The sequence below is a fragment of the Pseudomaricurvus sp. ABR4_320 genome (assembly GCF_056159445.1).
Genome location: NZ_JBSWVF010000005.1, coordinates 370,061 through 392,244, shown reverse-complemented (window position 1 = coordinate 392,244; position 22,184 = coordinate 370,061). Strand labels below are relative to the sequence as shown.

The following is a 22,184-nucleotide window of genomic DNA, read 5'->3' as shown; positions in this document are numbered from 1 at the left end:
CGGTCAATGCTTGCTGGAAGGGGCGGCGCCGAGGTAAGAGTTTGACCCTTCAACTTGTTGATCGATTGCCGATTTAATTTCGTCTTGCAGGGTACGGCAAAACTCTGGATCGCTCAGCGGCTTTCCATCGGCGTCGCTGATGTAAAAGATATCCTCAACCCGTTCACCCAGCGTTGCAATCTTGGCGCTGTTGAGTTGGATCTGGTGACGATAGAAAATCTTGGCGATGGTGGCCAGCAGGCCAACTCGGTCTGCTGTGATGACTTCCAAAAGGGTGGTATTGGTTTTGATGTCGTTGCTGATGCTGGTGCGCGTGGGGAAAGAAAAGTGCTTGAGCTGTCGGGGCGTCAATTTGCGGACACTTTCCGGGTTGTAGTCTTCACGATGCAACGCTTCTTCCAGAGCTTGCTGGATAGTCTCAACCTTATGAGGATTATTGCCAATTGGTAAATTATTTTCGTCGAGGACGTAAAAGGTGTCGACGGCATAACCGCCTCGATCAGAATTGTAGATGCGGGCATCCTGAATACTGAGCCCGAGCTGGTCTAGGGTTGTAGCAACCAGTACGAATACGCTTTTGCGGTTGCGGGTACGAATGAAAATCTCCGTTGCCCCCTCGTACTTTAAGTTGGTGGTTTCGCGAATCTCCAGAAGGTCTTCCTGGCTATTGTGGCGAATGATCGATTCGCTTTGCCATACGATATCCCTTGGGCTCTCGTGTAAAAAGTAATTCTCGCCGAGATAGCTCCACAGTCGTTCTACGGATTCTTTTTCCAGTCCACGGGCAACCAATGTGCGCATGGCGGTTTCCTGGGTTTCCTCGATGATGTCTTTTTTATCAATGGGATTTTCCAGGCCGCGACGCAAAATGCGTTTTGTCTCGTTATAGAGCTGGCGCATAAGACTTGCGCGCCAAGTGGTCCATAGGTTCGGATTGGTGGCATTGATATCCGCCACTGTGAGTGCGAAAAGGTAATTGAGGTGCACTTCGTCGCCCATTTGCAGAGCGAATTCGTGGATGACTTCGGGATCGGAAAGATCTTTCTTTTGCGAGACCTGGGACATCAGCAGGTGATTTTCCACCAGCCATGCGACCAGCCGTGCATCGTGACGTCGATAGCCATGGCGTAGACAGAAGTCGTAGGCGTCGGTGGCGCCAAGTGTTGAGTGATCGCCACCCCGGCCCTTGGCAATATCGTGGTAGAGCCCTGCAATCGGCAGCAGCTCCGGCTTGGGCAGCGCTTTCACGCAATAGTAAGCTTGCGAATACTTCTCCAGGCTGGCTGGGTCATCGAGGGAGCAAATGTTCTCGATGACTTGCAGGGTATGCTGATCCACCGTGTATATGTGGAATAGGTCGTACTGCATTTGACCGATAATGCGACCAAACTCGGGCAGATAGCGACCGAGAATGTTGTAGCGTTGCATCCGTTTTAGCTGTCGTGACAAGCCTCTGCCGCATTTCAGTATTTCGATAAAAAGTTGGGTGTTGCGAGGATCGTCACGAAAGCGTTTATCGATTAAATTGCGATGTTCGCGCAGCAGGCGGATGGTTCCGGGGCTGACACCGACAATTTCAGGGCGCCGTCCCATGATTAGGAAAATCTCTAAGAGCGCCGATGGGGTATTGCGAAATACATCTGCAGAGGTGACTTCGATATAGTGGTCGCGAAGTTGAAAGCGGCTGTTGATTGGAAGAATATGAGGGTTTTCATTCCGCTCAAAGACGGCGTCTTCCAAGTAGTGAAGGAGGACGTCGTTTAGCTCTCGCAGTGCGGATACCACCCGATAATAGCGGGCCATAAACTGCTCAACGGCGAGATTATGGTCGGTATCCCGATAACCAAACATGGTTGCCAGTTGGCGTTGGTAATCAAACAGCAAGCGCTCTTCAGCGCGCCCGGCTAATTGATGCAGCCCATATCGAACTTTCCAGAGAAATTCTTCACCGGAAATGAGGACGGCAAATTCCTCTTCCGTAAAAAAATCCTGTCCGCCCAATTGGTCGAGCGTGTTGACGCCGAAGTGTCGCTTGGCGATCCAGCCGATGGTTTGTATATCACGTAGGCCACCGGGCGCATTTTTAATGTTGGGTTCAAGGCTGTAGGCGGAATAATGGTATTTCTGGTGGCGGGCCTTTTGCTCTTCCCATTTGGCTTGAAAGAACTCCTGAGTTGGCCAGAGATTATCCGGCATCAGGTTTTTCTTTAGGTTTAGCCAGAGATTGCGACTGCCGGTAATGAGTCGGCATTCCATCACATTGGTAGCGACGGTTATGTCCTGACGGGCAAAGTCCAGGCAGTGTTCCAGCGTGCGGACGCTGTGGCCGATTTCGAGACGAATATCCCACAGCATTACCAGAAATTCCTGGGCGCTTTCCAGGTCTCCGGCGTTTTCGTCGTCGAGTAAAATAAGAATGTCGATATCGGATTTCGGATGCAGTTCGGCGCGGCCATAGCCGCCGACCGCAATAAGGGCGACTTCATCGCTCCAGCAAAATTGATGCCACGCGTAGTGCAGTATGCAGTCGATGAACATTGCCCGTTCATGGACAAGGCTGCGGATTTCCTCCCCTTCTAAAAACCGTTCATTCAAATGCGCATCGGCACCGTGAATGGCGTTGCGCAGTACATTGACGACACCTTCCCGGCGCTCTGCCAGGTCGCGGCGGAGGCGGTTTTGGGCAAAAAACAGCGGTTGCTGTTCAAAGTATGGGATGGGGTAGGAGTCCATACCTTAAAAAGATTCTTCGTGGCGTTTGGTTAGCACTTCGACGCCATCCGCAGTGACTGCCAAGGTGTGTTCCCATTGAGCAGATAGTCGCTTGTCGCGTGTTTCTACTGTCCAGCCGTCTTTGAGCAACTTGGTTCCGGGTTTGCCGGCATTAATCATGGGCTCGATGGTCAGCGTCATACCCTCCTGCAAGGTCATGCCGGTATCAGGTTTTCCATAATGTAAAACCTGGGGGTCTTCGTGGAATGTCTGACCAATGCCGTGGCCACAATATTCTCTCACCACGGAATAATAGTTCTTCTCGGCATGCTGCTGAATGACATGGCCAATGTCGCCCAAGCGACAGCCGGGTTTAACCAGTTCAATCCCTTTATAGAGACATTCCTGAGTGATTTTCACCAGTCGATCAGCGTGCGGGGCAAGCTTGCCAACGCTGTACATTTTGCTGGTGTCACCATGCCAGCCATCGTAAATCACGGTGACATCGATATTAATGATGTCACCGTCTTTGAGGATCTTCTTCTCTGAGGGGATACCGTGGCAGATAACCTGGTTTACGGACGTACAGATCGATTTTGGGAAGCCACGGTAATTCAGGCAGGCGGGAATGGCTTTCTGAACATTCACAATGTGATCGTGACAGCGTCGGTCCAGCTCTTCTGTCGTGACGCCCGGGACGACATATTCTTCTATCATTTCCAGGACTTCAGCCGCCATACGGCCGGCGATACGCATCTTCTCGATCTGATCAGGCGTTTTCAGAGTTACATTCATAGGGAGTCAGATATCTTCTTGGGTCTTTACGATGGCGCGGGGGATCCGGTGACCGGCGGGGATGCGTCCCAGATTAGCCCTCAGGCTCAGCAAGCGGCCAATTGTAAATTATTTGTCAAACATCGAGAAGGCCCAGTAACTACGGTATCTCTGGGCTGTAGGGGTCTCGTGTTCCAACAAACGTGGCAACATTGGCCTATCATTATATCATGTCTGACACTAAATACCTCCGTAAGAAACGGCGCCTCTGGTACTTCGTATGGCGTGTACCCAGTGACTGTAAACACGCCTTCAAGGGCAAGACCACCATAGAGCAGAGTCTAGGCACAGACAGCCTACAGAAGGCACAGTTACTCCGAGACCAGCTCCTAGCCACCTACAGAAGAACTATAGCTGAGCTGCGCCAGGGAAGTGACGACAGCGCACAAAGCCTATACCGCCTCTACCTCAAGCTCTACGACAGCATGTCCCAAGATAACCTTGAAGCCGCACTCGAAGCCTACTCGGGACACCAGCCCGGAGACGACCAAGAGCTGGCCCAGCGTGAAGCTATGCGTACTCTGTACTATGGGCATGACTCGGAGTTATCTAAGGGTACGCTGAAGGACGCCTTGAAAGTGTATCGTGAATTGAATGAGAGACGCTTGAAGCCTACGACGCTAAGACAGGCCGCTTGGTCGACTGAGTGTTACTTGGGGTTTCTGGGGGTGAGCGATGCGCCACTTGCAGGTCTCGCTTGGTCCGACGCTGTACGCTTCGTTAACCAGAGTCTTGGGTCTCATAAGCAAGCAACTGTCCAAGCACACATAGCCAACTTGCGCTCTATCTTCAATGTCGCACGTAAGGCCGAGCTGATCGATAGAGACAAGAGTAACCCCTTCAGTGGTCACACCTTCGATAGAGACGATGAATCGGAATATCAATTATTCGAGGATGCTTTCATAGAGCGTCTATTCAGGGAGACAGAGCAATACAGAGGTGCAGGCCTGAAGGCGTACAAGTATCTAATGCCTCGACTTGGCTACTACACTGGCTGTCGCTTGGAAGAGTTAACCAGCTTGAAGGCAGACCAGATACAGCGCGATGAAGGTATTGTGAACTTCAAGATCCTTAAAGCTAAGACCAGACACGGCAAGCGTGATATCGTATTGCACGACGCTATAGCCGATGATCTATGGTCTTATGCACAGAGCGTCCCGGCTGATGGTCTACTATTTCCCTCGCTTGGTGTTCCCTTGGCGAATGGTCGTACCAGTAATAAGTACTCGAAGGAGTTTGGCAGGCTGAAGCGTAAGCTGGGAGAGAGTAGGCGAGACAGGGGCTTTCATAGCTTCCGTGTTCATATGTCGACCAATCTTGAGAGAGCTAAGGCCGATCCTACAGTATCTGCGCGTCTCTTGGGGCACACTGTGGTCTACACCTTCAGCAAGTACAGTCGAGGCCAGCTACTACAGACATTAAAGGGAGAGGTCGATAAGATACCCACGCTAAGCCTCTGTAAGCCTCTCTGAGCGATCCTACAGTCCAGCCCAAGCCTACCTACAGCCTACCCACAGAAGCCAGCAGAGAGCCTTGCAGAGGGTTTGACAGGGGGTTACTGTGAGTGGACTGGGGGTGGACTGGGGGTCGTCTTAGGCTGACTGCCCATCTATTTAATATCAATGTACCGGGTAGGGTGGGCAGTCGAGCTACAGCCCCCGTGGTCTCTGGCCTCCAGAGGCTCTAATTAGCCTTCGCGACCTATTCTAAATACCAAAACTTTTTTGTCATAAAATTGTCGGCCCTATTAAATTTGTCGGCGCTCGGAATTCCCCCCGGCACCCCCTAACTCTTTGATCTCAGCGTCTACCTACTTCCTCCTCACAGCTGACGAGGCAAACCCTGCCATCCTCCCGGTCCACAAATATCCAGTTTCAGCCCAATTAGTTAACTGTGTCTCAAAGCGGTCCACAAGTGGATTGATTTAATTGTGGCCCTAGACAATACTGAGTGTATGACTTGTGGCCCAGATAGGAGGGCGGTTATGGCTGTAGAGCTGAAGGAAGAGTTTAACGGGAAGGTGATCGCCTATTACAGGGTGTCGACCAAGGACCAGACGATAGAGAACCAGAGGATGGAACTGTCGAAGACCTATGCCATCGATGAGGAATACTATGACGAAGGCGTCAGCGGCTCTGTAAGGGGATGTGAGCGTCCTGGGTTCAAGGCTATGGTTGCCTACCTCCGCAAGGGCGATAAGCTCGTGACGGTCGATATAGACCGCCTGGGGCGTGACTCCATAGACGTGCAGCAGAACCTAAAGATGCTCAAAGATAAAGGTGTCGATGTGATCATTGAGAGACTTGGCGTCAACTTGGCGTCTGACGCTGGAGAGCTTCTGGTGACTATCATGTCGAAGATAGCTGAGATGGAGCGCAGGAAGATCATGGAGCGGGCACAGGCTGGTCGGGAGAGAGCCAAGGCTGAAGGCATTAAGTTCGGGAGGAAGGCTACCACGACGCCGGAGGCAGTGAAGAAGCTAAGGGCTGAGGGCCTGAGTATCTCTAAGACGGCTGAGCGTTTGGGCGTGTCAGCTACGACGGTTAAGCGGATGCAGAAGGCTTAAATAGATCGACCCGCTACTTTACAGCTACTTATCAAACTCAGGAGATACAATATGAAACATAAACACGCCAGGCCCCCTACAAGGAAGACGACAAGAGGTCTAAGGGAGCTTCCAGACTACCCAGGATACGCTGCTGATTCTAATGGTGTCATTTGGTCTATCAAGGGAGAGACACCCAAGGCCCTGCAGCCACGTAAGAAGAACAGCGGTGGTAGCGTCTTCGTTAGGTTATCCATCGAAGGCAAGAAAGTAGACAGAGCGTTAGATGGCCTGCTTGACTCAGTGTTCCCTAATCGAGGACCTGAGAAAGAATACCCCTACTTGGTCGTTTACAATGGCAAGACCAGACTTGTTGAGGATTTAAAGCAGTTCGCTGAGGACGAGGGGGTGAAGCTCTCCTCGCTAGAGAGATCTATAACGACTGGAGAGTATTCAGTCTGGGGGTACAAGGTTGTATCGTCAAGAGGACATAGACCTTTTGACATCAAATCTGTCACCCCGTATCTGCTAGATAAAGGGGGGGATGAGGGCTGGGTTTAAAGTCCCCGCCCTGTCTGGCTTGTAGAGAATATTTAATCGACCCGCTACTTCAGTGGGCAGGTATATACTATAGGTAAAACTTTAAGTAGGGGAGAGATTTCTGTAAGAGACTTAATGTATCGTTAGGTGTCGTAAGGTCAGACTAAGCAAGACTGAGGTCTGTAGGCTCTGCTGTAGGTCTATGATCCCCTATCAATCAATAGAGAACAGTTGTAGGTCTATTCTAAAGAGTAGCTCTATGGGTGTGTCTCTCCTCGCACCAAGTCATGTAATGTATCTCCGGTGATGCTCAGTCTCTCCCGTCAAGAGGGGCTGGGCCTTGCTTCCTCCGAGCACTTCAATCGCCCTGTCTTTACAGACCTAAGACAACCCACAGTCCAGCTCAAAGAAACCCAGCGATAGCCCAGGGCCTTCCCAGAGCCTTCCCAAGGCCCGTCTTATTAGAGAGCTGTCGGTTAGCTTGAGGTTGCTGTAGGTAGCTGTAGGTGAGCTTAGGTAACGCTGTGTAGACAGCTACCGCGGTAAGCACAGCGCTGCCCTGTAAGTGATAGACAATGAATTAATAATGATTGAGAGATACCAGTGAGAGTAGAGAGACCAAGATTTTATCGTGAGCTGTAGCCTGTCCAGAGCCACTAATGCTCAGATCGAACCTTTAGTTTCGCATTGAGCACAAAGACCACCGATAGAAACCTATTTACTTATCGGGATAAAACGTGACAGGCGTTAAACTATTGAACCTCAATGTTCATTAGTTCACATTAACAATTAATTACCTAAACAAAAGGTTGACCCCCCAGCCCACCCTAATCTAATCTTCCTGTAACACAACGTTAATCAGGAGATTGAACATGCAAGAGTTTAAGAATATATCCCAGTGGCTCAATGAGCTGAATAAGAAAGCTAAGATGCACCACGACGCACCCTTGTCGAAGATTACAGACTTCAAACAGACCAGAGTAAGTGGCGTCGACGAAGGGACCGGAGTAGACCCTGAAGTGGTTGAGAGTTACGCCGTAGCTCTGACTGAGGATGACGCTAGGTTTCCAGCTCTAAGAGTCTTTGAGATTGACGGTAAGTGGACTCTAGTGGATGGACACCACCGATACCACGCAATGAAGAAAGCAGGCATCGAGGCTTACAAAATCAACGTTAATGCGGGCATGACAATAGCAGACGCTGAGCTAGCTGGTCTCGCATTCAATAAGCAGGCTGGTAAGGGAGCAAGTCCAGCTGACATCGGTAGCTTGATCCGACAGATTGCTGAGAGTGGGAATCCCGATTTCATGAAAGCTGGTGTCGTCAACGCCAGCGCTATCGCACGCTGGGCGCAGGTCTCTACTCAACACGCCGGACGAATACTGAAAGATCTGGTCGCTACCCAGACAGAACAACGCAACGCGGAGATCAGACGCCTTCATGAGGAAGGTCTAAGCAACGTTGAGATCGGCAAGAAGATGGGTATGACTAATGTGAACGTCGGTAAGATTCTTAAGACCTCAGATAACCCAAAGTCACCCCCAGCCCAGCCGGAAGCCCAGCCAGAAGCCACCCCCACAGCTCAGCCTAAGAAGGCCAAAGGTGATCTGCAGGTCGTCCGTGAGTTTACCTCAGCTGTCTCGAAGTTCCATAAGTCGCTGGAGAGCCTAAATAGTTTCCCAGGTGGCTATGAGGCAGTAGGAGCAGCGTGGCGTCAGGGGGCTGTGGAGAACGAAATAAGAGAGTTTGCAGACGTGTTAACCAATCTAAACGCGGTTCATAAAGGATTCGGGGGGGACATAGCTGTGACCGTCTAATTCAATTAACCCGCATATTAGAAAGACCACATCCTCGTCTTACCTTTTAAAACTTCGAGTGATGTGGAGGAAACACCATTTAATCAACAACCAGGAGAACATCCTATGACAACCAAGAAAGTTTATACAAAGGCGACAGCCACCAATCCTATCTCTAACCTGTCGATCAACTTCAGGGCAACGACCCTCAGCTCGCTTGCAGTTTACCAGGAGCAGCTTCAGGAGGCTCTAGGTGGCCCTGTGTCTCGCTCAACGGCGATTAGTTCACTTGTCGCTACCGCGGTCAGGGAAGGGATCATTAAGTCGACTGTGGGTGACCATGGGTCGCAAGAAGCTTAACGTTAGACAGGAGAGATTATCATGATGACGTCGAAAGAGAGGATCAAAGCAATACCCGGCCATCCCGGCTACTTCGTTTCAGATCACGGTAACGTGTACTCATCGAAATCTGGAAGCCACAAAAGGTTAGCGACTAGTGGGAAGAATAAGCAGCCGTGTGCAGTGTTATGGACAAACGGCAAAGCTCATACCATTCAAATCTCAAGACTGGTCGCGAGGCTATTTTATCCTGAATTCAAAGAGGCGATGACCGTTACCTTCATCGACGGTGACAGTCGTAACACTCATATCAATAACTTGAAGTTAGTTAGGTCGTCGAAGAGACGTAAGAAAGTTTCAGCGCGTACGAAGAGTAAGACCTATTGGCTTGTCAGCCCTGAAGGCGGCTTGCTGGCGGTAACTGACCTACCTCTATTTTGTGAGGCTAGAGGTTTTGACTATCCCACGTTCCGAAAGGCCGCATCAGGCAGCGTGAGATCCTACAAAGGCTGGAGGTCGGCTGCCTCTGTTATAGGTGAGCTGTCATGAACTGGAACCAGATTACAGATCCAGACTACTGCCAGCAGCTAACCGACTGGCCCGACTATTACGTAACCTCTGAAGGCGAAGTGTGGAGCTTCAAGCTTTGCAAGTGGAGGAAGTTAAAGTCACTGCCAAATAGACAAGGTTATCGACAGGTGGCTCTACACCTCAATGGCAGGTCGTCAAGACAGCAGGTGTCCAGACTGGTCGCTATGCATTTTGTCGAAGGCTATCAGCCAGGGCTAGAGGTCGACCATATAAACCATGACGTGTCAGATAATCGCGCAAGTAACCTTCAGTGGCTTACCAAGGCTGAGAACCTTGCCAAGCGTCACGCCCATCAACAGGAGATTAGAGGAGAATTAAATGAGCAGCACGATAGGATTACCATTCCCGCTACTGAAGAATGCTCGCAGATATTACCGCAAAGTTTATGGCGAGGCTGCGTCAGATGAGCAGCTACTTATTATGGCGATGCAGAAATTTGGCTGGCAGCTACGAGATGAGTATGCAGCACGGAGGATGACTACGGCTTTAGAGAAAGTTGTAGCGGAGGATAAGGTCGTGACAGCAGAGAAACGCAGAGCACGAAGAGAATTTAGTTTTAAGCGAGGTGAGCAGAATGGACGACGCTGAGAGAAAAATGTTAGAGCGACTAGAGCAGACCGAAGTAGATGTCGATTTAATAGGCGAGGAAGGCTTAGAGCTGGAGTTCGAAGAGATTGTCGATGAGATGGAAAGCTATTGCACGATCCTCCACCCAGGAGCAAACCCTACTCGCAAGATAATCGTGCTCCATGCTCTCCGCACATATTTAAGAGCAATGAAGGCTGCGTACGCTGGCCAGCAAGTAGTCGAGACAATTGAACAAGAAGTCAAAGAAGAGTCGGAAGGCTCGGACACAATTCACTAAAGAGGAAAGAACCATGTCAAACAACCCAAAATGGAACGAGGAAGTATTCGCGGCCAAAGAAGCTAAGCGTCTACTAAACGAACAAGCCAACGACTTCAGCAGATTAAAGCGCGGCCCGCACGGCGAGGTACATACAGAGCTGCGTCCTGACACTATCGTCGAGATTAACGGCATGACGATGACTTACCAGTCAGCAATCAACGCTGGCCTAGCTAGCTATGGCAAGAAATAACACTCAATCAATCAATTTATAGGAGATCACCATGGATTTCGAAGACGCCAAACAATTAATCGCAGACGCAACTGGCTACAAGGCTAAAGCTAAGAGTCTCGCCACCCTGCAAAAGGAACTGACCGAGCACCTAGGGCATACCAAGATCGGCAGCGACATCCTTAACCTTGGCATGAACCGACACTTCTACGTCAAAGCCAACGGCATAGCACACTTTGTCACAGCTGCAAGTGACTTCACCGTCGCCCTGATCAATTTGAAGAACGACTACAACGCCGTACGTCGAGCTGTCCCAGCGCCAGCTAAGATACGCTCAGTAAGCCAGAGAGCCTCTAAGATCGCCCAAGCTATCAACGAAGAGGTCAGGCACCTTGATAGGCTGAAGCGCTTACCCGAGCTACCTTACCAAGATGGGTACGATCCAAGGACACGTCGTAAGATCACAGTAGGCGACCAAGTCGTCGAGGATCTGCTGAAGGGTGACTTCACGAAGGCAGCGAGCACAATTCGTAACTTAATGCTCTACATCTCAGAATAAGGTTATAATCCCCGCGAGCGTTCCAACAAACGTTCCAACATCGTAATTAGCGACACCTCTACAGCCCCCACCAGCCGGGCCTCTTGAAGAACGACACATATTTGTAAACTATGCGCCAATTAATCCATAGGGGATGAAATGAGTTTATTTAGCCGGTTGACTATGGTATAAAGCGCGCCCTGATGTGGCTGGGGTGTCATTTCTGTCCGGTTATGGCGGTCAATTTTCACAGTAGCATCAGAAATTCGTCAATTTGTAATGTCACACATATATCGTCACAGCGACCTGGGTGCCTAATTTTTAGGTTGGTGCGTTGGGATATATGGAGGCTCAACCCAAGGAATTTATCATGCCAAATATCAGTATGCGCGACATGCTGCAAGCCGGTGTCCACTTCGGCCACCAGACTCGCTATTGGAATCCGAAAATGGATGGTTTCATCTTCGGTGCCCGCAACAAGATCCACATTATCAACTTAGAGCACACTGTGCCTGCGTTCAACGCAGCGCTTGAAGTGATCGCGCAAATGTCCGCACAGAAGAAAAAAATTCTGTTCGTAGGAACCAAGCGTGCTGCCTCTAAAATCATCCGTGAGCAGGCCGATAGAGCAGGAATGCCTTTCGTTAGCCATCGCTGGCTGGGTGGTATGTTGACCAACTACAAGACCATTCGTGCGTCAATTCGCCGCTACCGCGAGCTGGAAACTCAGCAAAACGACGGTACGTTTGACAAGCTGACCAAAAAAGAGGCACTGATGCGCACTCGTATGAAGGACAAGCTTGATCTGTCTATCGGTGGTATTAAAGACATGGGTGGTCTGCCCGATGCGCTGTTTGTTATCGATGTCGAGCATGAGCGTATTGCCGTTCAAGAAGCGAACAAACTGGGCGTTCCAGTTATTGGTATCGTTGACACCAACAGTAGCCCAGAAGGTATCGACTACGTTATTCCTGGTAACGACGACGCCATTCGTGCGGTTAAACTTTACGCAACTGCGGTTGCTGATGCCTGCCTTGAAGGTGCTGCGCGTTCACAGACCGCTGCTCCTCAGGCAGATGAGTTCGTTGAAATTAACGACGAAGAAACTGCATCTAACTGATTTGCAAAGGTATCTGCCGATCTAATGATCGGTAGAGTGCTTTGACAAAGATTCGATAAGGGGGCCATGCCCCCTTTTTTCAACGAGAATTCACTATAGGGGTTTTAATCATGGCAGCAATATCTGCATCAATGGTGAAAGAGCTTCGTGAGCGCACCGGTCTGGGCATGATGGAGTGCAAAAAAGCACTGCAAGAAGCCGGTGGTGATATCGACGTGGCGATTGAGAATCTGCGTAAGGCTTCTGGTCTGAAGGCAGAGAAAAAGGCGGGTCGTACTGCGGCTGAAGGTGTTGTGGCTATTAAAATCGCCGATGACAATGGCTTTGCTGCCGCTGTTGAAGTGAACTCTGAAACCGACTTCGCGGCTCGTGACCAGAATTTCTTGGGTTTCGTAAGCACCTGTTTGGATGCTGCATATGACGCCAAAAGTGATGATGTGCAAGCGCTGCTGAACGGTGGTCTCGATGAGACTCGTCAGGGGTTGGTACAGAAAATCGGTGAAAATATCGGTTTGCGTCGCGTACAGTTGTTTGAGGGTGGTGTGATCGGTGGTTACGTTCACTCTAACAATCGCATCGCGGTTTTGGTCAAGCTGGAAGGCGGTAACGCAGACGTCGCTAAAGACGTTGCCATGCACATCGCTGCAGTGAATCCTCGTGTTACCAGTCCTGAAGATATGCCGGCAGAGGTTCTGGAGAAAGAAAAGGACATCATCAAGGCGCAGCCCGATATGGAAGGCAAGCCTGACAACATCGTTGAAAAGATGATGGTCGGTCGTATTAACAAGTTCTTGAAAGAGAACAGTCTGACTGAGCAGCCTTTCGTTAAGGATCCTGACGTTACCGTTGGTAAGCTGGTGAAAGATGCAGGTGCCAAAATTCTCGATTTCATCCGTTTGGAAGTGGGTGAAGGTATTGAGAAAGAAGAAACTGATTTTGCCAGCGAAGTGGCTGCGCAGGTTCAGGCAGCGAACAAGCAGTAATCGATCCGGTTATCAACCGATCTAGACTGACAATAGAAAGGCGGGGTGGCACTCACTCCGCCTTTTTTTCTGATACACTCACCGCCGTTTTCTACCAGTAGGTGATAATGGAGAAAGAGTCTGTGTCGACGGGTCGTGAAAAGAAATACAAACGTATTCTGCTGAAACTCAGCGGTGAAGAATTAATGGGGTCGGAAAACTTCGGTATCGATCCTAAAGTGCTGGACAAGATGGCCCTGGAAATCGGGCAGCTGGTCGGCATCGGTGTCCAGGTAGGACTGGTCATTGGTGGCGGCAATCTGTTTCGTGGGGCGGCGCTCAATGCTGCAGGGCTGGACCGAGTCACCGGTGACCACATGGGTATGCTGGCGACGGTAATGAACGCCCTGGCTATGCGTGATGCGTTAGAGCGCAGTAATATTTCCTCTAGAGTAATGTCTGCGATTCCCATGAGTGGGGTGGTCGAACACTATGATCGTCGCGGCGCCATTCGCTTTTTGGAGCAGGGCGAAGTGGTGATTTTTTCCGCGGGTACAGGCAACCCCTTCTTTACCACAGATTCAGCGGCTTGCTTGCGAGGCATTGAAATCGAAGCCGATATCGTGCTGAAGGCGACAAAAGTGGATGGCGTCTATACCGAAGACCCCATGAAGAATCCTGATGCTACCCGCTATGAAACTCTCACCTACGACGAAGTGCTCGATCGTAAGTTGGGTGTTATGGATTTGACCGCAATTTGTCTGGTCCGAGATCATAGAATGCCGGTACGGGTGTTTCGTATGAACAAGCAAGGCGCGCTGTTGAACATCATCAAAGGCGAGGATGAAGGCACCACAATCGTCGAGCGCAACGACGCTGAGTAATAACTAGGGAGCTCTCAATGATTGACGATATCAAAGAAGAAGCCACAGATCGTATGGCCAAAGCTATCGAGGCGCTGGGCAATAACTTCAACAAGATTCGCACCGGACGAGCCCACCCAAGCTTATTGGATGGGATTACCGTTAAGTACTATGGTGCGGATACTCCACTGGCCCAGGTGGCCAGTGTATCTGTGTTAGATGCCCGGACGCTGTCGGTGAGTCCCTGGGAAAAACAATTGGTTCCCGAGATTGAAAAAGCCATTATGAAGTCAGATTTGGGCTTGAATCCCGTAACCACCGGGGATTTGATGCGAATCCCAATGCCACCGCTCACAGAAGAGACTCGAAAGGGCTATATTAAACAGGCGCGCAATGAAGCCGAGTCTGCTCGGGTATCGATTCGCAACATTCGTCGTGATGCCATCAGCAACCTTAAAGATCTTTTGAAAGAGAAAGAGATCAGCGAAGATGAAGATCGTCGCGCGCAGGACGATGTGCAGAAAATCACCGACAAATACGTCGCCCAGGTTGATGCCGCTCTGGCGGTAAAAGAAAAGGACCTGATGGAAATCTGATGTTGGCAACAAGTAAGCAAGCGGTCGCGGGAGTTTATTGTGAGTGATAACTCTCTGCGTCACATCGCCATCATCATGGATGGAAACAATCGCTGGGCCAAGGAGCGCGGTAAAGCTGGTCATCATGGTCATCGCGCAGGTGTTGAAAAAATCCGTGAAGTAATGACGGCCTGTCGGGAGTATGGTGTCGAAGTTTTGACCGTATTCGCATTCAGTTCCGAAAATTGGCAGCGGCCTCGGCGTGAAGTCGATGCGCTTATGACGCTGTTTTTGACCTATCTGAAGAGGGAGGCGGTCAAGCTCGATAAAGAGGGCGTGCGACTCAAGGTTATTGGTCGAAGAGATCGGTTTAGCGACAAAATCCGCAAGGCGATCGCTGACGCGGAGAAAATTGCGAGTACCGGTGCCACGACCTTGGTGATTGCCGCGGATTATGGCGGCCGTTGGGATATCGCCAATGCCGCACGGCAGCTTGCCGAGAAGGCCAATCAGGGTGAAATGTCCCTCGATGAATTTGATGAATCCTCATTGCATGATTTTACGGCTTTGGCGGATTATCCTCCGCTCGATCTGTTGATTCGAACAGGTGGAGAGCATCGCATCAGTAACTTTCTCCTGTGGCAGGCGGCTTATAGCGAGCTTTATTTTACAGATCTATTTTGGCCGGATTTTGGCTCCGAAGCGCTTGCGGAGGCGGTAGCCGATTTCCATCGCCGTCAACGGCGCTTTGGAAAAACTTCTGAGCAGGTGGTGCAAGGACTGGGCAGTGCTTAAACAACGGTTAATTACCGGTGTATCCATGGCGCTGCTGTTTCTGGCCATGCTTTTTTTTCTGCCGACCAGTGCATTCGCTGTGCTGGTCGGAGCTGTCTTGGTTGTCTGTGCCTGGGAGTGGGCAAATTTAGCGGGATTGGAATCCCAGTTCGCCCGCTGTGTCTACGCGCTGGTGATTGCCGTTTTGACGCTTCTAACGGGGTTTCAGGTTGGCGTCGGTGAAGACACATTTGACCGGTTTTCCGTGCAGATCATTCTCCTTGTTACCACGTTCTGGTGGTTGTTGGCGTATGTTTGGGTTCGCAATTATCCGCGTTTGGTGTCTGTCTGGAACAAGCCTCCGGTAAAGATACTGGCCGGAGTATTAGTGCTCGTACCGGCTTGGTTGGCTCTGATTTATCTACACAGCCAGCCCCATGGGCGCTGGTTAATTGTGCTTAATATAGCGGCTGTTGCTGTCTCGGATACTGGTGCGTATTTTGTCGGTAAATCTATCGGGCGTCGTAAGCTTGCGCCTCGGGTGAGTCCCGGAAAATCCTGGGAGGGGCTCTACGGTGGTTTCGTTTGCTGCATGATATTGGCTGCCGTCGTTTTCCTCTTATACGGCGGCGGTTGGACGCTCTTCCTCCTTTTTGCCGCAGCCAGTTTGTTTTCGGTGTTGGGCGATTTGTCGGAGAGCATGTTCAAACGGCAGAGAGGCCTAAAAGACAGCAGCAATCTGTTGCCAGGGCACGGCGGTTTTCTCGATCGCATGGATGGAATCACGGCTGCAGCGCCGGTTTTTGCACTGATTATTGTACTTACAGGCTGGCAGTTTTAGCCCGCCCGGAAACTTATGAACGATTCTTGTCCTCGCCCCCAATCCATCACGATTCTTGGCTCGACCGGCAGCATTGGTGAAAGTACGCTGGATGTTATTCAGCGCTATCCCGGAGTGCTTTCGGTGTATGCGCTAACGGCGCACCAAAGTGTCGATAAGCTGTTTCAGCAGTGCTTACAATTTCATCCGTCTGTTGCTGTGATGTTATGTCCAGATCGCGCAGATGAGTTGCGGAGCAAACTGCAGGCTGCCGGTTCCGAGACTCAGGTTCTCAGCGGTGCCGAAGGGCTGATTGCTGTTAGTCGCTGTGAACGTGTCGATACAGTGATGGCAGCGATAGTGGGGGCTGCGGGTTTGTCGCCAACCCTGGCGGCGGTAACCGCCGGCAAAAAAGTGCTGCTAGCGAACAAAGAATCTTTGGTTATGGCGGGTCAGTTATTTATGGACGCTGTGGCTGCCAGTGGTGCGTGTCTTTTGCCTGTGGATAGTGAGCACAATGCTATTTTCCAGTGTCTCGCTCCGCCTTCGACCCAAGTTAATTTGGCCGAGCTGGGGGTGAGTAAGCTTATCCTTACCGGATCGGGAGGGCCTCTACGTACAACGCCATTAGCGGATTTGGCGCAAGTTACGCCGGATCAGGCTTGTGCTCATCCCAATTGGTCAATGGGCAGAAAGATTTCCGTCGATTCCGCCACCATGCTGAATAAAGGTTTGGAGTACATAGAAGCTCGCTGGTTGTTTTCAGCCGGTGTTGACGCCATGGATATAGTGATTCACCCACAAAGTATCGTGCACTCCATGGTGCAGTATAATGATGGCTCGGTATTGGCGCAGATGGGGCAACCAGACATGCGCATTCCGATTGCCCATGTATTGGCGTGGCCGCAGCGCATTCCATCGGGCGTTGGACCCCTCGACTTGACTCAAGTCGGCCGGTTAGATTTTGAAGCGCCCGATTTTGAGCGCTTTCCAGGGTTGCGGTTAGCGATTGAGGCGTCAAGACGTGGCGGTTCACTGCCCATTGCCTTAAATGCCGCCAACGAAATTGCGGTGGAAGCCTTTCTTGCAGAGAGAGTTCCTTACACAGGTATTGTGCAGTTGATCGAATGGGTGCTTGAGCGCACGGATCATCGCGAACCCGAGGATCTAGATCAGGTTCAAAGTATTGATATGGCTGCCAGGAACCTTGCCCGAGAGCGGTTAAGTCAGTTAGAGTGCCGCCACTGAGGCCGTTCACTGGCTCTGTGAGGGGGTATTTGTCGCAAGATTGGTACAGCTCAGGGGCATGGTTTGAGGTATGATGCACACAAAAGGATTATTGTGACAGCTGACGTTGTTTGAATCGCCGAATCGGGAAGGCTCGACAAAAGGTATTCAACAGATGACCCGTTTATACTTTGTACAACGGGTATCTTTACGAAAGGTAAGAGAGAGTGGAAAGTCTGTTAACGATCGTCTGGTTTTTGGTCGCCTTGGGCGTGCTGGTCACGTTTCACGAATTTGGCCATTTTTACCTGGCGCGTCGCTGCGGCGTAAAAGTCCTCCGTTTTTCAGTCGGTTTCGGCAAGCCCCTATATACCTGGACGGATAAGTCCGGCACCGATTACACCATCGCTGGTATTCCCCTAGGTGGTTTCGTCAAAATGCTCGACGAGCGGGAAGGGGACGTTCCAGAAGAGCAGCTTCACATGGCGTTCAATCGCAAATCCGTGTGGCAGCGCATGCTGATCGTCGTCGCGGGCCCGGTTGCTAATTTTATTCTTGCGATTGTGCTCTTTTGGGTCATGTTAATGCCCGGCACCACGGATATCGCGCCGGTCATTGGTGCCGTTGAATCTGGGTCTGTTGCCGATCAGGCAGGGCTCGAAGCTAATCAGGAAATCGTCGCTGTTGATGGTGAGCCAGTCCACACCTGGCAAGATCTGAACCGCGCACTGTTACACCGTCTAGGGGAATCCGGTCCGATAACCTTTGTTACTCGCTACAAGGACTCTTCGCTGCGTTACGAATCGGAAGCCGAATTGAATAATTGGCTGAAAGGTGAAGAGGAGCCAGATCCCGTCGGCGGGCTGGGTTTAACGCTGTGGCAACCAAAACTTGAGCCAATCATTGCCCAGGTGATGGAGGGCAGTCCCGCACAAGCCGCAGGTTTGGCCCAGGGCGATACGATAGTTGGTATTGATGACCGTACGATTGAAACATGGAATGGGCTGGTTGATTACGTAAAGGCGCGCCCCGAAGAGACCATGCAAATTCACTATCTGCGGGACGGATCGGAGCATACCGTCGCGCTGACAACGCTCGGGGTTATTGATGAAGATGGCGCACGTCAGGGGCAAATCGGTATTATGCCCAAGCGCCCTGAGTGGCCAGCGGACATGCTAAGGCATCAAGAATACTCTCTTTTTTCTGCTTTACAGCAGGCCGTGGACAAGACTTGGGAAACTTCCACCTTTGTCCTGTTGTCTCTTAAAAAGCTTTTGTTGGGTGAGATTTCGACAAAAAATCTCAGCGGTCCCATCACCATTGCCAAGGTGGCGGGGGAATCAGCCAAGGCCGGAATGAACTACTACGTCGGATTTCTTGCTCTATTGAGCATTAGTCTCGGAGTGTTCAATCTGTTGCCAATTCCTGTTCTAGATGGTGGCCATTTATTGTATTACGCCATAGAAGCCATCAAGGGCAGTCCGGTTTCCGAGAAGGTACAAATGGCGGGATATCAAGTTGGCCTAGTCTTGGTTGCCGGATTAATGATCGTCGCATTGTATAACGATGTGATGCGCCTCTAAGTACTTCAGAAACACTTCCCATAAAGGTAGTTGATCCTTTTGGCTCTTTTTTCTCAGCGAAATACTATCGGTTGAGACAAATGAGCTTATTTGAAAAATAAGCCAGAAAGCATATATGCAGCGTTTTCGTTTTTTTGTTTTGTTGTGGGCCCTGGCCCCTGTTGTCGCCTTTGCTCAGAGTTTCCAGATTAATGATATCCGGCTCGAGGGCTTGCAGCGGGTTTCTGCGGGTACTGTATTTGCCGCCTTGCCGATTCAGGTCGGGCAGTCGGTGGATACCTTGGATATCCAGAACGCGACCCGGTCCCTGTTCCAGACCGGTTATTTCGCCGATATTCGGATCGGGAGAGACGACGATGTCCTGGTCATTGCTCTTTTAGAGCGGCCGGCAATCAGCGAGATTGAAATCGAAGGTAACAAGGCGATTAAGACAGAAGATCTCGAACAGGGCATGAACGACAATGGCTTGTCCGAAGGTCAGATTTTCAAGCAGGCGACCCTTGAGGGGCTGTCTCGTGAGCTGGAGCGTCAATACGTTTCTCAGGGGCGTTACAGCGCCAAGGTAGAGACAGAAGTTGAAGAGTTGCCGCGCAATCAGGTCAAGATCAAAGTTTTGGTTGACGAGGGGACGGTTGCCAAAATCAAGCATATCAATATCGTGGGCAACGGTAAGTTCTCCGATGAGGAATTGACGGATTTGTTCGAACTGAAAACCACGGGTTGGTTGTCCTGGTTGAACAGTAATGATCGCTATTCCCGTGAGAAGTTAACTGGCGATATCGAGCGTTTGGAATCCTGGTATTTGGATCGCGGGTATTTGGAATTCGCCGTGGATTCTACTCAGGTGTCTCTCAGCCCTGACAAAGAAAACGTCTTTATTACGGTCAACATTTCTGAAGGTGACGTCTATACCGTGGACTCTGTCGAATTGGCGGGAGATCCAGTGGTACCTGAAGAGCAGATCGAGCGACTGTTTTTGCTGCGGGATGGACAAACCTTTTCACAGGTGCTGATGACTACCACCTCTGACTATATTACTCGAAGATTGGGTAACGAAGGGTACACCTTTGCGGAAGTCCGGGGTATTCCAGAGCTGAATGAAGAAGACCATACGGTTAAGGTCACATTTTTCATGAATCCTGGTGAGCGTGCTTATGTTCGTCGTATCGACTTCCGTGGCAACACCAAGACTGCGGATGAGGTTTTGCGCCGTGAAATGCGCCAAATGGAAGGCGGCTCTGCGTCAACCGCTCGCATAGAAAACTCAAAAGTTCGCCTGGAGCGTTTAGGCTACTTTAAGCAGGTTGAGGTTGCTACCAACGAAGTTCCTGGGTCGCAGGATCAGGTGGATGTTGAATATACGGTAGAAGAACAACCTTCGGGCAGTATCGGCGCGAGCTTTGGCTATGCGCAGGGATCCGGATTCGTGCTGGGTGCGAATATTCAGCAGAGCAACTGGTTTGGTACCGGTAAGAGCGTCGGCTTTAATGTCAGTACGTCGACCTACCAGACAGTCTACAGTTTTAACTATACAGACCCGTATTTTACTCCGGACGGTGTGAGCCGCGGCTTTAACGTCTTCTTCCGCGAACGTAACTTCGATGAAGTTAACGTATCGAGTTACACCACGGATTCGTTTGGTGGTAATGTAAACTTTGGTTACCCGATTTCTGAAATTGAGCGCCTAAATTTTGGGGTTGGTTATTCTCATATATCCATTGAAACCGGTGATTATGCTGTTCAAGAAATTATCGGATCACCACGCTATCGCAGTGGCATTGATTATGTCGTAGATGAAGATCTCTATTACGACAGCTGCTATTCAAGCTCTTCCTATCAGGACTGTGATTTAACAGCCGAACGTACGGCTTACGATTCCACCTCCTCGTATAACGTGGATTCTCCGACAGGCTGGATCGATGTTCACGGTGACAGCTTTAATATTTTCAACCTGAATGGATCCTGGAGCCAGTCGACGCTCAACCGCGGTCGTTTGGCCACCCGCGGTGCGTCGCAATCTGTGTCTGCTGAAATCAGCTTGCCGGGCGGCGATTTGGAATATTGGAAATTGATCTACAATGGACAGTATTTCCGCCCCCTGACGGACAGTCTTACCTTGAGACTGCGAACTCAGCTGGGATATGCGGGCTCCTACGGTGATACTGAGGAATTGCCTTTCTTCGAGCATTTTTATGCTGGTGGATTTGGTTCTGTTCGCGGCTTCAAGCGGAATACCCTGGGCCCATTGGCAACTCCAGCAGAGGTCTACGATTACGGCTATTCGTATATCGATACGTCTGAAGGGGATTACGATGATCCTACGTATCTACTGGGCGAGGATGGTAAGTTGGCGACCAGCATTCCCGGCGATGACGATGACCCGTTTGGCGGAAATATCTTGGTTGAAGCCAGTGTCGAAGTGCTCTTCCCGATGCCTTTTATTAAGGATCAGCGCTCTCTACAATCGGCATTCTTTATTGATGCGGGTAACGTTTTCGACACAGATTGTGGCGAGTATCAGCTCAATTGTTATGATGTTGATTTGAATAAGCTCAGTATGTCCGCAGGTATCGGTGTTACCTGGATTACCGGCTTTGGTCCGCTGACGTTTAGTATCGCCAAGCCGATCAAAGAAAACGAATATGACGACCCTGAGTTCTTCCAGTTCTCACTGGGAACTGCCTTCTAATTGATAGCAATCCGTAAACGGATTTTATTGGAGTACTACCGTGAAAGTAATTAAGACCCTTTTAGCCGTCGCACTTGTTGGCTTGTTTTCTTCGTCAACACTGGCGGCAGGCAAGGTTGTCATCGTCAATATGCAGGCAGCCATCATTCAGACAGACGCAGCTCAAAAGCAGTTGAAGGCTCTGGAAGACAATTCTGAATTTGCTGCTATGAAAGCAAAGTTCGAAAGCCTCCGTGCTGATCTGATGAATCTCGACAAAGACGCCAAAACTAATGGCATGACCTGGTCGGAAGAGCAGCGTGCTGCCCATCGTAAAAATGTGGAATACAAAAGCGCTGATCTCAAACTGGCCGCTGAAAAGCTCAAGGCCGAGCGCAATGGTGTTATTCAGACTATCATGCAGCAGCAGGGTGAAGCGGCCAAGCAAGCGTTGAGCGATTTGGTCGGTACAGGTGATTTTGGGCTGGTGCTTGATGCCAGTACGGCATACTTTGCGACACCTGATTTTGATTTGACGCCAGAAATTACCAAAAAGCTTAACGGCAAGTAAGACCCCAGTCTCATATTCTGTTGTCTCGGTTCATCGAGGCAACAGCCAAT

At 50.4% G+C, this 22,184-nt stretch carries 21 protein-coding genes and 1 pseudogene; 20 read left to right on the top strand and 2 right to left on the bottom strand.

From position 1 onward, the window contains the following. Positions 1 to 3: 3 nt before the first annotated feature. Together ACXAFR_RS13235 and map are read right to left on the bottom strand one after the other, a co-directional pair. Complete coding sequence (locus tag ACXAFR_RS13235; protein WP_475177610.1) at positions 4 to 2,733, bottom strand: [protein-PII] uridylyltransferase; 2,730 nt, start codon at positions 2,731 to 2,733, stop codon at positions 4 to 6. A 3-nt stretch (positions 2,734 to 2,736) separates the two neighbouring features. Next, complete coding sequence (gene map / locus ACXAFR_RS13230) at positions 2,737 to 3,507, bottom strand: type I methionyl aminopeptidase (RefSeq protein ID WP_475177608.1); 771 nt, start codon at positions 3,505 to 3,507, stop codon at positions 2,737 to 2,739. A 209-nt stretch (positions 3,508 to 3,716) separates the two neighbouring features. Between map and ACXAFR_RS13225 the strand changes: the two are divergent. From ACXAFR_RS13225 to ACXAFR_RS13130, 20 genes and pseudogenes are all read left to right on the top strand, one after another. Then, positions 3,717 to 3,902 (top strand): annotated as a pseudogene (locus ACXAFR_RS13225) (DUF6538 domain-containing protein); the annotation flags it as partial. Positions 3,903 to 3,971: 69 nt separating this feature from the next. After that, positions 3,972 to 5,018 (top strand): tyrosine-type recombinase/integrase, encoded by a 1,047-nt coding sequence (locus tag ACXAFR_RS13220; protein ID WP_475177661.1) that lies wholly within the window; start codon positions 3,972 to 3,974, stop codon positions 5,016 to 5,018. A 512-nt stretch (positions 5,019 to 5,530) separates the two neighbouring features. Beyond that, on the top strand, positions 5,531 to 6,112 hold the full coding sequence (locus ACXAFR_RS13215) for a recombinase family protein (RefSeq protein ID WP_475177606.1): 582 nt from the start codon (positions 5,531 to 5,533) through the stop codon (positions 6,110 to 6,112). 51 nt (positions 6,113 to 6,163) lie between these two features. Beyond that, positions 6,164 to 6,652 carry a hypothetical protein gene (locus ACXAFR_RS13210; RefSeq protein WP_475177603.1) on the top strand — a complete coding sequence of 163 codons (489 nt, stop codon included), beginning with the start codon at positions 6,164 to 6,166 and terminating at the stop codon, positions 6,650 to 6,652. 851 nt (positions 6,653 to 7,503) lie between these two features. Next, positions 7,504 to 8,448 (top strand): ParB/Srx family N-terminal domain-containing protein, encoded by a 945-nt coding sequence (locus tag ACXAFR_RS13205; RefSeq protein WP_475177602.1) that lies wholly within the window; start codon positions 7,504 to 7,506, stop codon positions 8,446 to 8,448. 105 nt (positions 8,449 to 8,553) lie between these two features. Further along, positions 8,554 to 8,787 carry a hypothetical protein gene (locus ACXAFR_RS13200; RefSeq protein WP_475177600.1) on the top strand — a complete coding sequence of 78 codons (234 nt, stop codon included), beginning with the start codon at positions 8,554 to 8,556 and terminating at the stop codon, positions 8,785 to 8,787. A gap of 524 nt (positions 8,788 to 9,311) precedes the next feature. Then, a complete protein-coding gene (locus ACXAFR_RS13195) occupies positions 9,312 to 9,764 on the top strand; it encodes an HNH endonuclease signature motif containing protein (RefSeq protein ID WP_475177598.1) in 453 nt (150 codons plus the stop codon). 167 nt (positions 9,765 to 9,931) lie between these two features. Next, positions 9,932 to 10,222 carry a hypothetical protein gene (locus ACXAFR_RS13190; RefSeq protein ID WP_475177596.1) on the top strand — a complete coding sequence of 97 codons (291 nt, stop codon included), beginning with the start codon at positions 9,932 to 9,934 and terminating at the stop codon, positions 10,220 to 10,222. 13 nt (positions 10,223 to 10,235) lie between these two features. Continuing rightward, entirely contained in the window at positions 10,236 to 10,454 is a 219-nt protein-coding gene (locus ACXAFR_RS13185; RefSeq protein WP_475177595.1) for a hypothetical protein, read from the top strand. Between the two features lie 31 nt (positions 10,455 to 10,485). Further along, positions 10,486 to 10,992, top strand: a complete 507-nt coding sequence (locus ACXAFR_RS13180; protein WP_475177594.1) for a hypothetical protein — start codon at positions 10,486 to 10,488, stop codon at positions 10,990 to 10,992. A gap of 349 nt (positions 10,993 to 11,341) precedes the next feature. After that, complete coding sequence (gene rpsB / locus ACXAFR_RS13175) at positions 11,342 to 12,091, top strand: 30S ribosomal protein S2 (protein WP_475177592.1); 750 nt, start codon at positions 11,342 to 11,344, stop codon at positions 12,089 to 12,091. Positions 12,092 to 12,201: 110 nt separating this feature from the next. Further along, positions 12,202 to 13,074, top strand: a complete 873-nt coding sequence (gene tsf, locus ACXAFR_RS13170; RefSeq protein ID WP_475177591.1) for a translation elongation factor Ts — start codon at positions 12,202 to 12,204, stop codon at positions 13,072 to 13,074. Between the two features lie 107 nt (positions 13,075 to 13,181). Next, the gene (pyrH, locus tag ACXAFR_RS13165) at positions 13,182 to 13,937 is read left to right on the top strand and encodes a UMP kinase (RefSeq protein WP_475177589.1); all 756 of its coding nucleotides are present in this window, start codon (positions 13,182 to 13,184) and stop codon (positions 13,935 to 13,937) included. A 17-nt stretch (positions 13,938 to 13,954) separates the two neighbouring features. Continuing rightward, positions 13,955 to 14,512: a ribosome recycling factor gene (frr, locus tag ACXAFR_RS13160; RefSeq protein ID WP_475177587.1), complete on the top strand. Its 558-nt coding sequence runs from the start codon at positions 13,955 to 13,957 to the stop codon at positions 14,510 to 14,512. A 39-nt stretch (positions 14,513 to 14,551) separates the two neighbouring features. Beyond that, positions 14,552 to 15,286 (top strand): polyprenyl diphosphate synthase, encoded by a 735-nt coding sequence (gene uppS, locus ACXAFR_RS13155; protein ID WP_475177585.1) that lies wholly within the window; start codon positions 14,552 to 14,554, stop codon positions 15,284 to 15,286. Next, on the top strand, positions 15,279 to 16,106 hold the full coding sequence (locus ACXAFR_RS13150; RefSeq protein WP_475177583.1) for a phosphatidate cytidylyltransferase: 828 nt from the start codon (positions 15,279 to 15,281) through the stop codon (positions 16,104 to 16,106). Before uppS ends, ACXAFR_RS13150 begins: the two co-directional genes overlap by 8 nt. Before the next feature lie 15 nt (positions 16,107 to 16,121). Next, positions 16,122 to 17,333: a 1-deoxy-D-xylulose-5-phosphate reductoisomerase gene (ispC, locus tag ACXAFR_RS13145; protein WP_475177580.1), complete on the top strand. Its 1,212-nt coding sequence runs from the start codon at positions 16,122 to 16,124 to the stop codon at positions 17,331 to 17,333. 206 nt (positions 17,334 to 17,539) lie between these two features. Continuing rightward, positions 17,540 to 18,895, top strand: coding sequence for an RIP metalloprotease RseP (gene rseP, locus ACXAFR_RS13140; RefSeq protein ID WP_475177578.1), 1,356 nt, complete (start codon positions 17,540 to 17,542; stop codon positions 18,893 to 18,895). A gap of 115 nt (positions 18,896 to 19,010) precedes the next feature. Further along, the gene (gene bamA, locus ACXAFR_RS13135) at positions 19,011 to 21,584 is read left to right on the top strand and encodes an outer membrane protein assembly factor BamA (RefSeq protein WP_475177575.1); all 2,574 of its coding nucleotides are present in this window, start codon (positions 19,011 to 19,013) and stop codon (positions 21,582 to 21,584) included. 40 nt (positions 21,585 to 21,624) lie between these two features. Then, complete coding sequence (locus tag ACXAFR_RS13130) at positions 21,625 to 22,134, top strand: OmpH/Skp family outer membrane protein (protein ID WP_475177574.1); 510 nt, start codon at positions 21,625 to 21,627, stop codon at positions 22,132 to 22,134. The last annotated feature ends 50 nt before the right edge of the window (positions 22,135 to 22,184 follow it).

Bases quoted from the DNA above. Each gene is read 5' to 3' on its own strand.
- ACXAFR_RS13235 (WP_475177610.1), bottom strand. From the start codon at position 2,733: ATGGACTCCTACCCCATCCCATACTTTGAACAGCAACCGCTGTTTTTT.
- map (WP_475177608.1), bottom strand. From the start codon at position 3,507: ATGAATGTAACTCTGAAAACGCCTGATCAGATCGAGAAGATGCGTATC.
- ACXAFR_RS13220 (WP_475177661.1), top strand. From the start codon at position 3,972: ATGTCCCAAGATAACCTTGAAGCCGCACTCGAAGCCTACTCGGGACAC.
- ACXAFR_RS13215 (WP_475177606.1), top strand. From the start codon at position 5,531: ATGGCTGTAGAGCTGAAGGAAGAGTTTAACGGGAAGGTGATCGCCTAT.
- ACXAFR_RS13210 (WP_475177603.1), top strand. From the start codon at position 6,164: ATGAAACATAAACACGCCAGGCCCCCTACAAGGAAGACGACAAGAGGT.
- ACXAFR_RS13205 (WP_475177602.1), top strand. From the start codon at position 7,504: ATGCAAGAGTTTAAGAATATATCCCAGTGGCTCAATGAGCTGAATAAG.
- ACXAFR_RS13200 (WP_475177600.1), top strand. From the start codon at position 8,554: ATGACAACCAAGAAAGTTTATACAAAGGCGACAGCCACCAATCCTATC.
- ACXAFR_RS13195 (WP_475177598.1), top strand. From the start codon at position 9,312: ATGAACTGGAACCAGATTACAGATCCAGACTACTGCCAGCAGCTAACC.
- ACXAFR_RS13190 (WP_475177596.1), top strand. From the start codon at position 9,932: ATGGACGACGCTGAGAGAAAAATGTTAGAGCGACTAGAGCAGACCGAA.
- ACXAFR_RS13185 (WP_475177595.1), top strand. From the start codon at position 10,236: ATGTCAAACAACCCAAAATGGAACGAGGAAGTATTCGCGGCCAAAGAA.
- ACXAFR_RS13180 (WP_475177594.1), top strand. From the start codon at position 10,486: ATGGATTTCGAAGACGCCAAACAATTAATCGCAGACGCAACTGGCTAC.
- rpsB (WP_475177592.1), top strand. From the start codon at position 11,342: ATGCCAAATATCAGTATGCGCGACATGCTGCAAGCCGGTGTCCACTTC.
- tsf (WP_475177591.1), top strand. From the start codon at position 12,202: ATGGCAGCAATATCTGCATCAATGGTGAAAGAGCTTCGTGAGCGCACC.
- pyrH (WP_475177589.1), top strand. From the start codon at position 13,182: ATGGAGAAAGAGTCTGTGTCGACGGGTCGTGAAAAGAAATACAAACGT.
- frr (WP_475177587.1), top strand. From the start codon at position 13,955: ATGATTGACGATATCAAAGAAGAAGCCACAGATCGTATGGCCAAAGCT.
- ispC (WP_475177580.1), top strand. From the start codon at position 16,122: ATGAACGATTCTTGTCCTCGCCCCCAATCCATCACGATTCTTGGCTCG.
- bamA (WP_475177575.1), top strand. From the start codon at position 19,011: ATGCAGCGTTTTCGTTTTTTTGTTTTGTTGTGGGCCCTGGCCCCTGTT.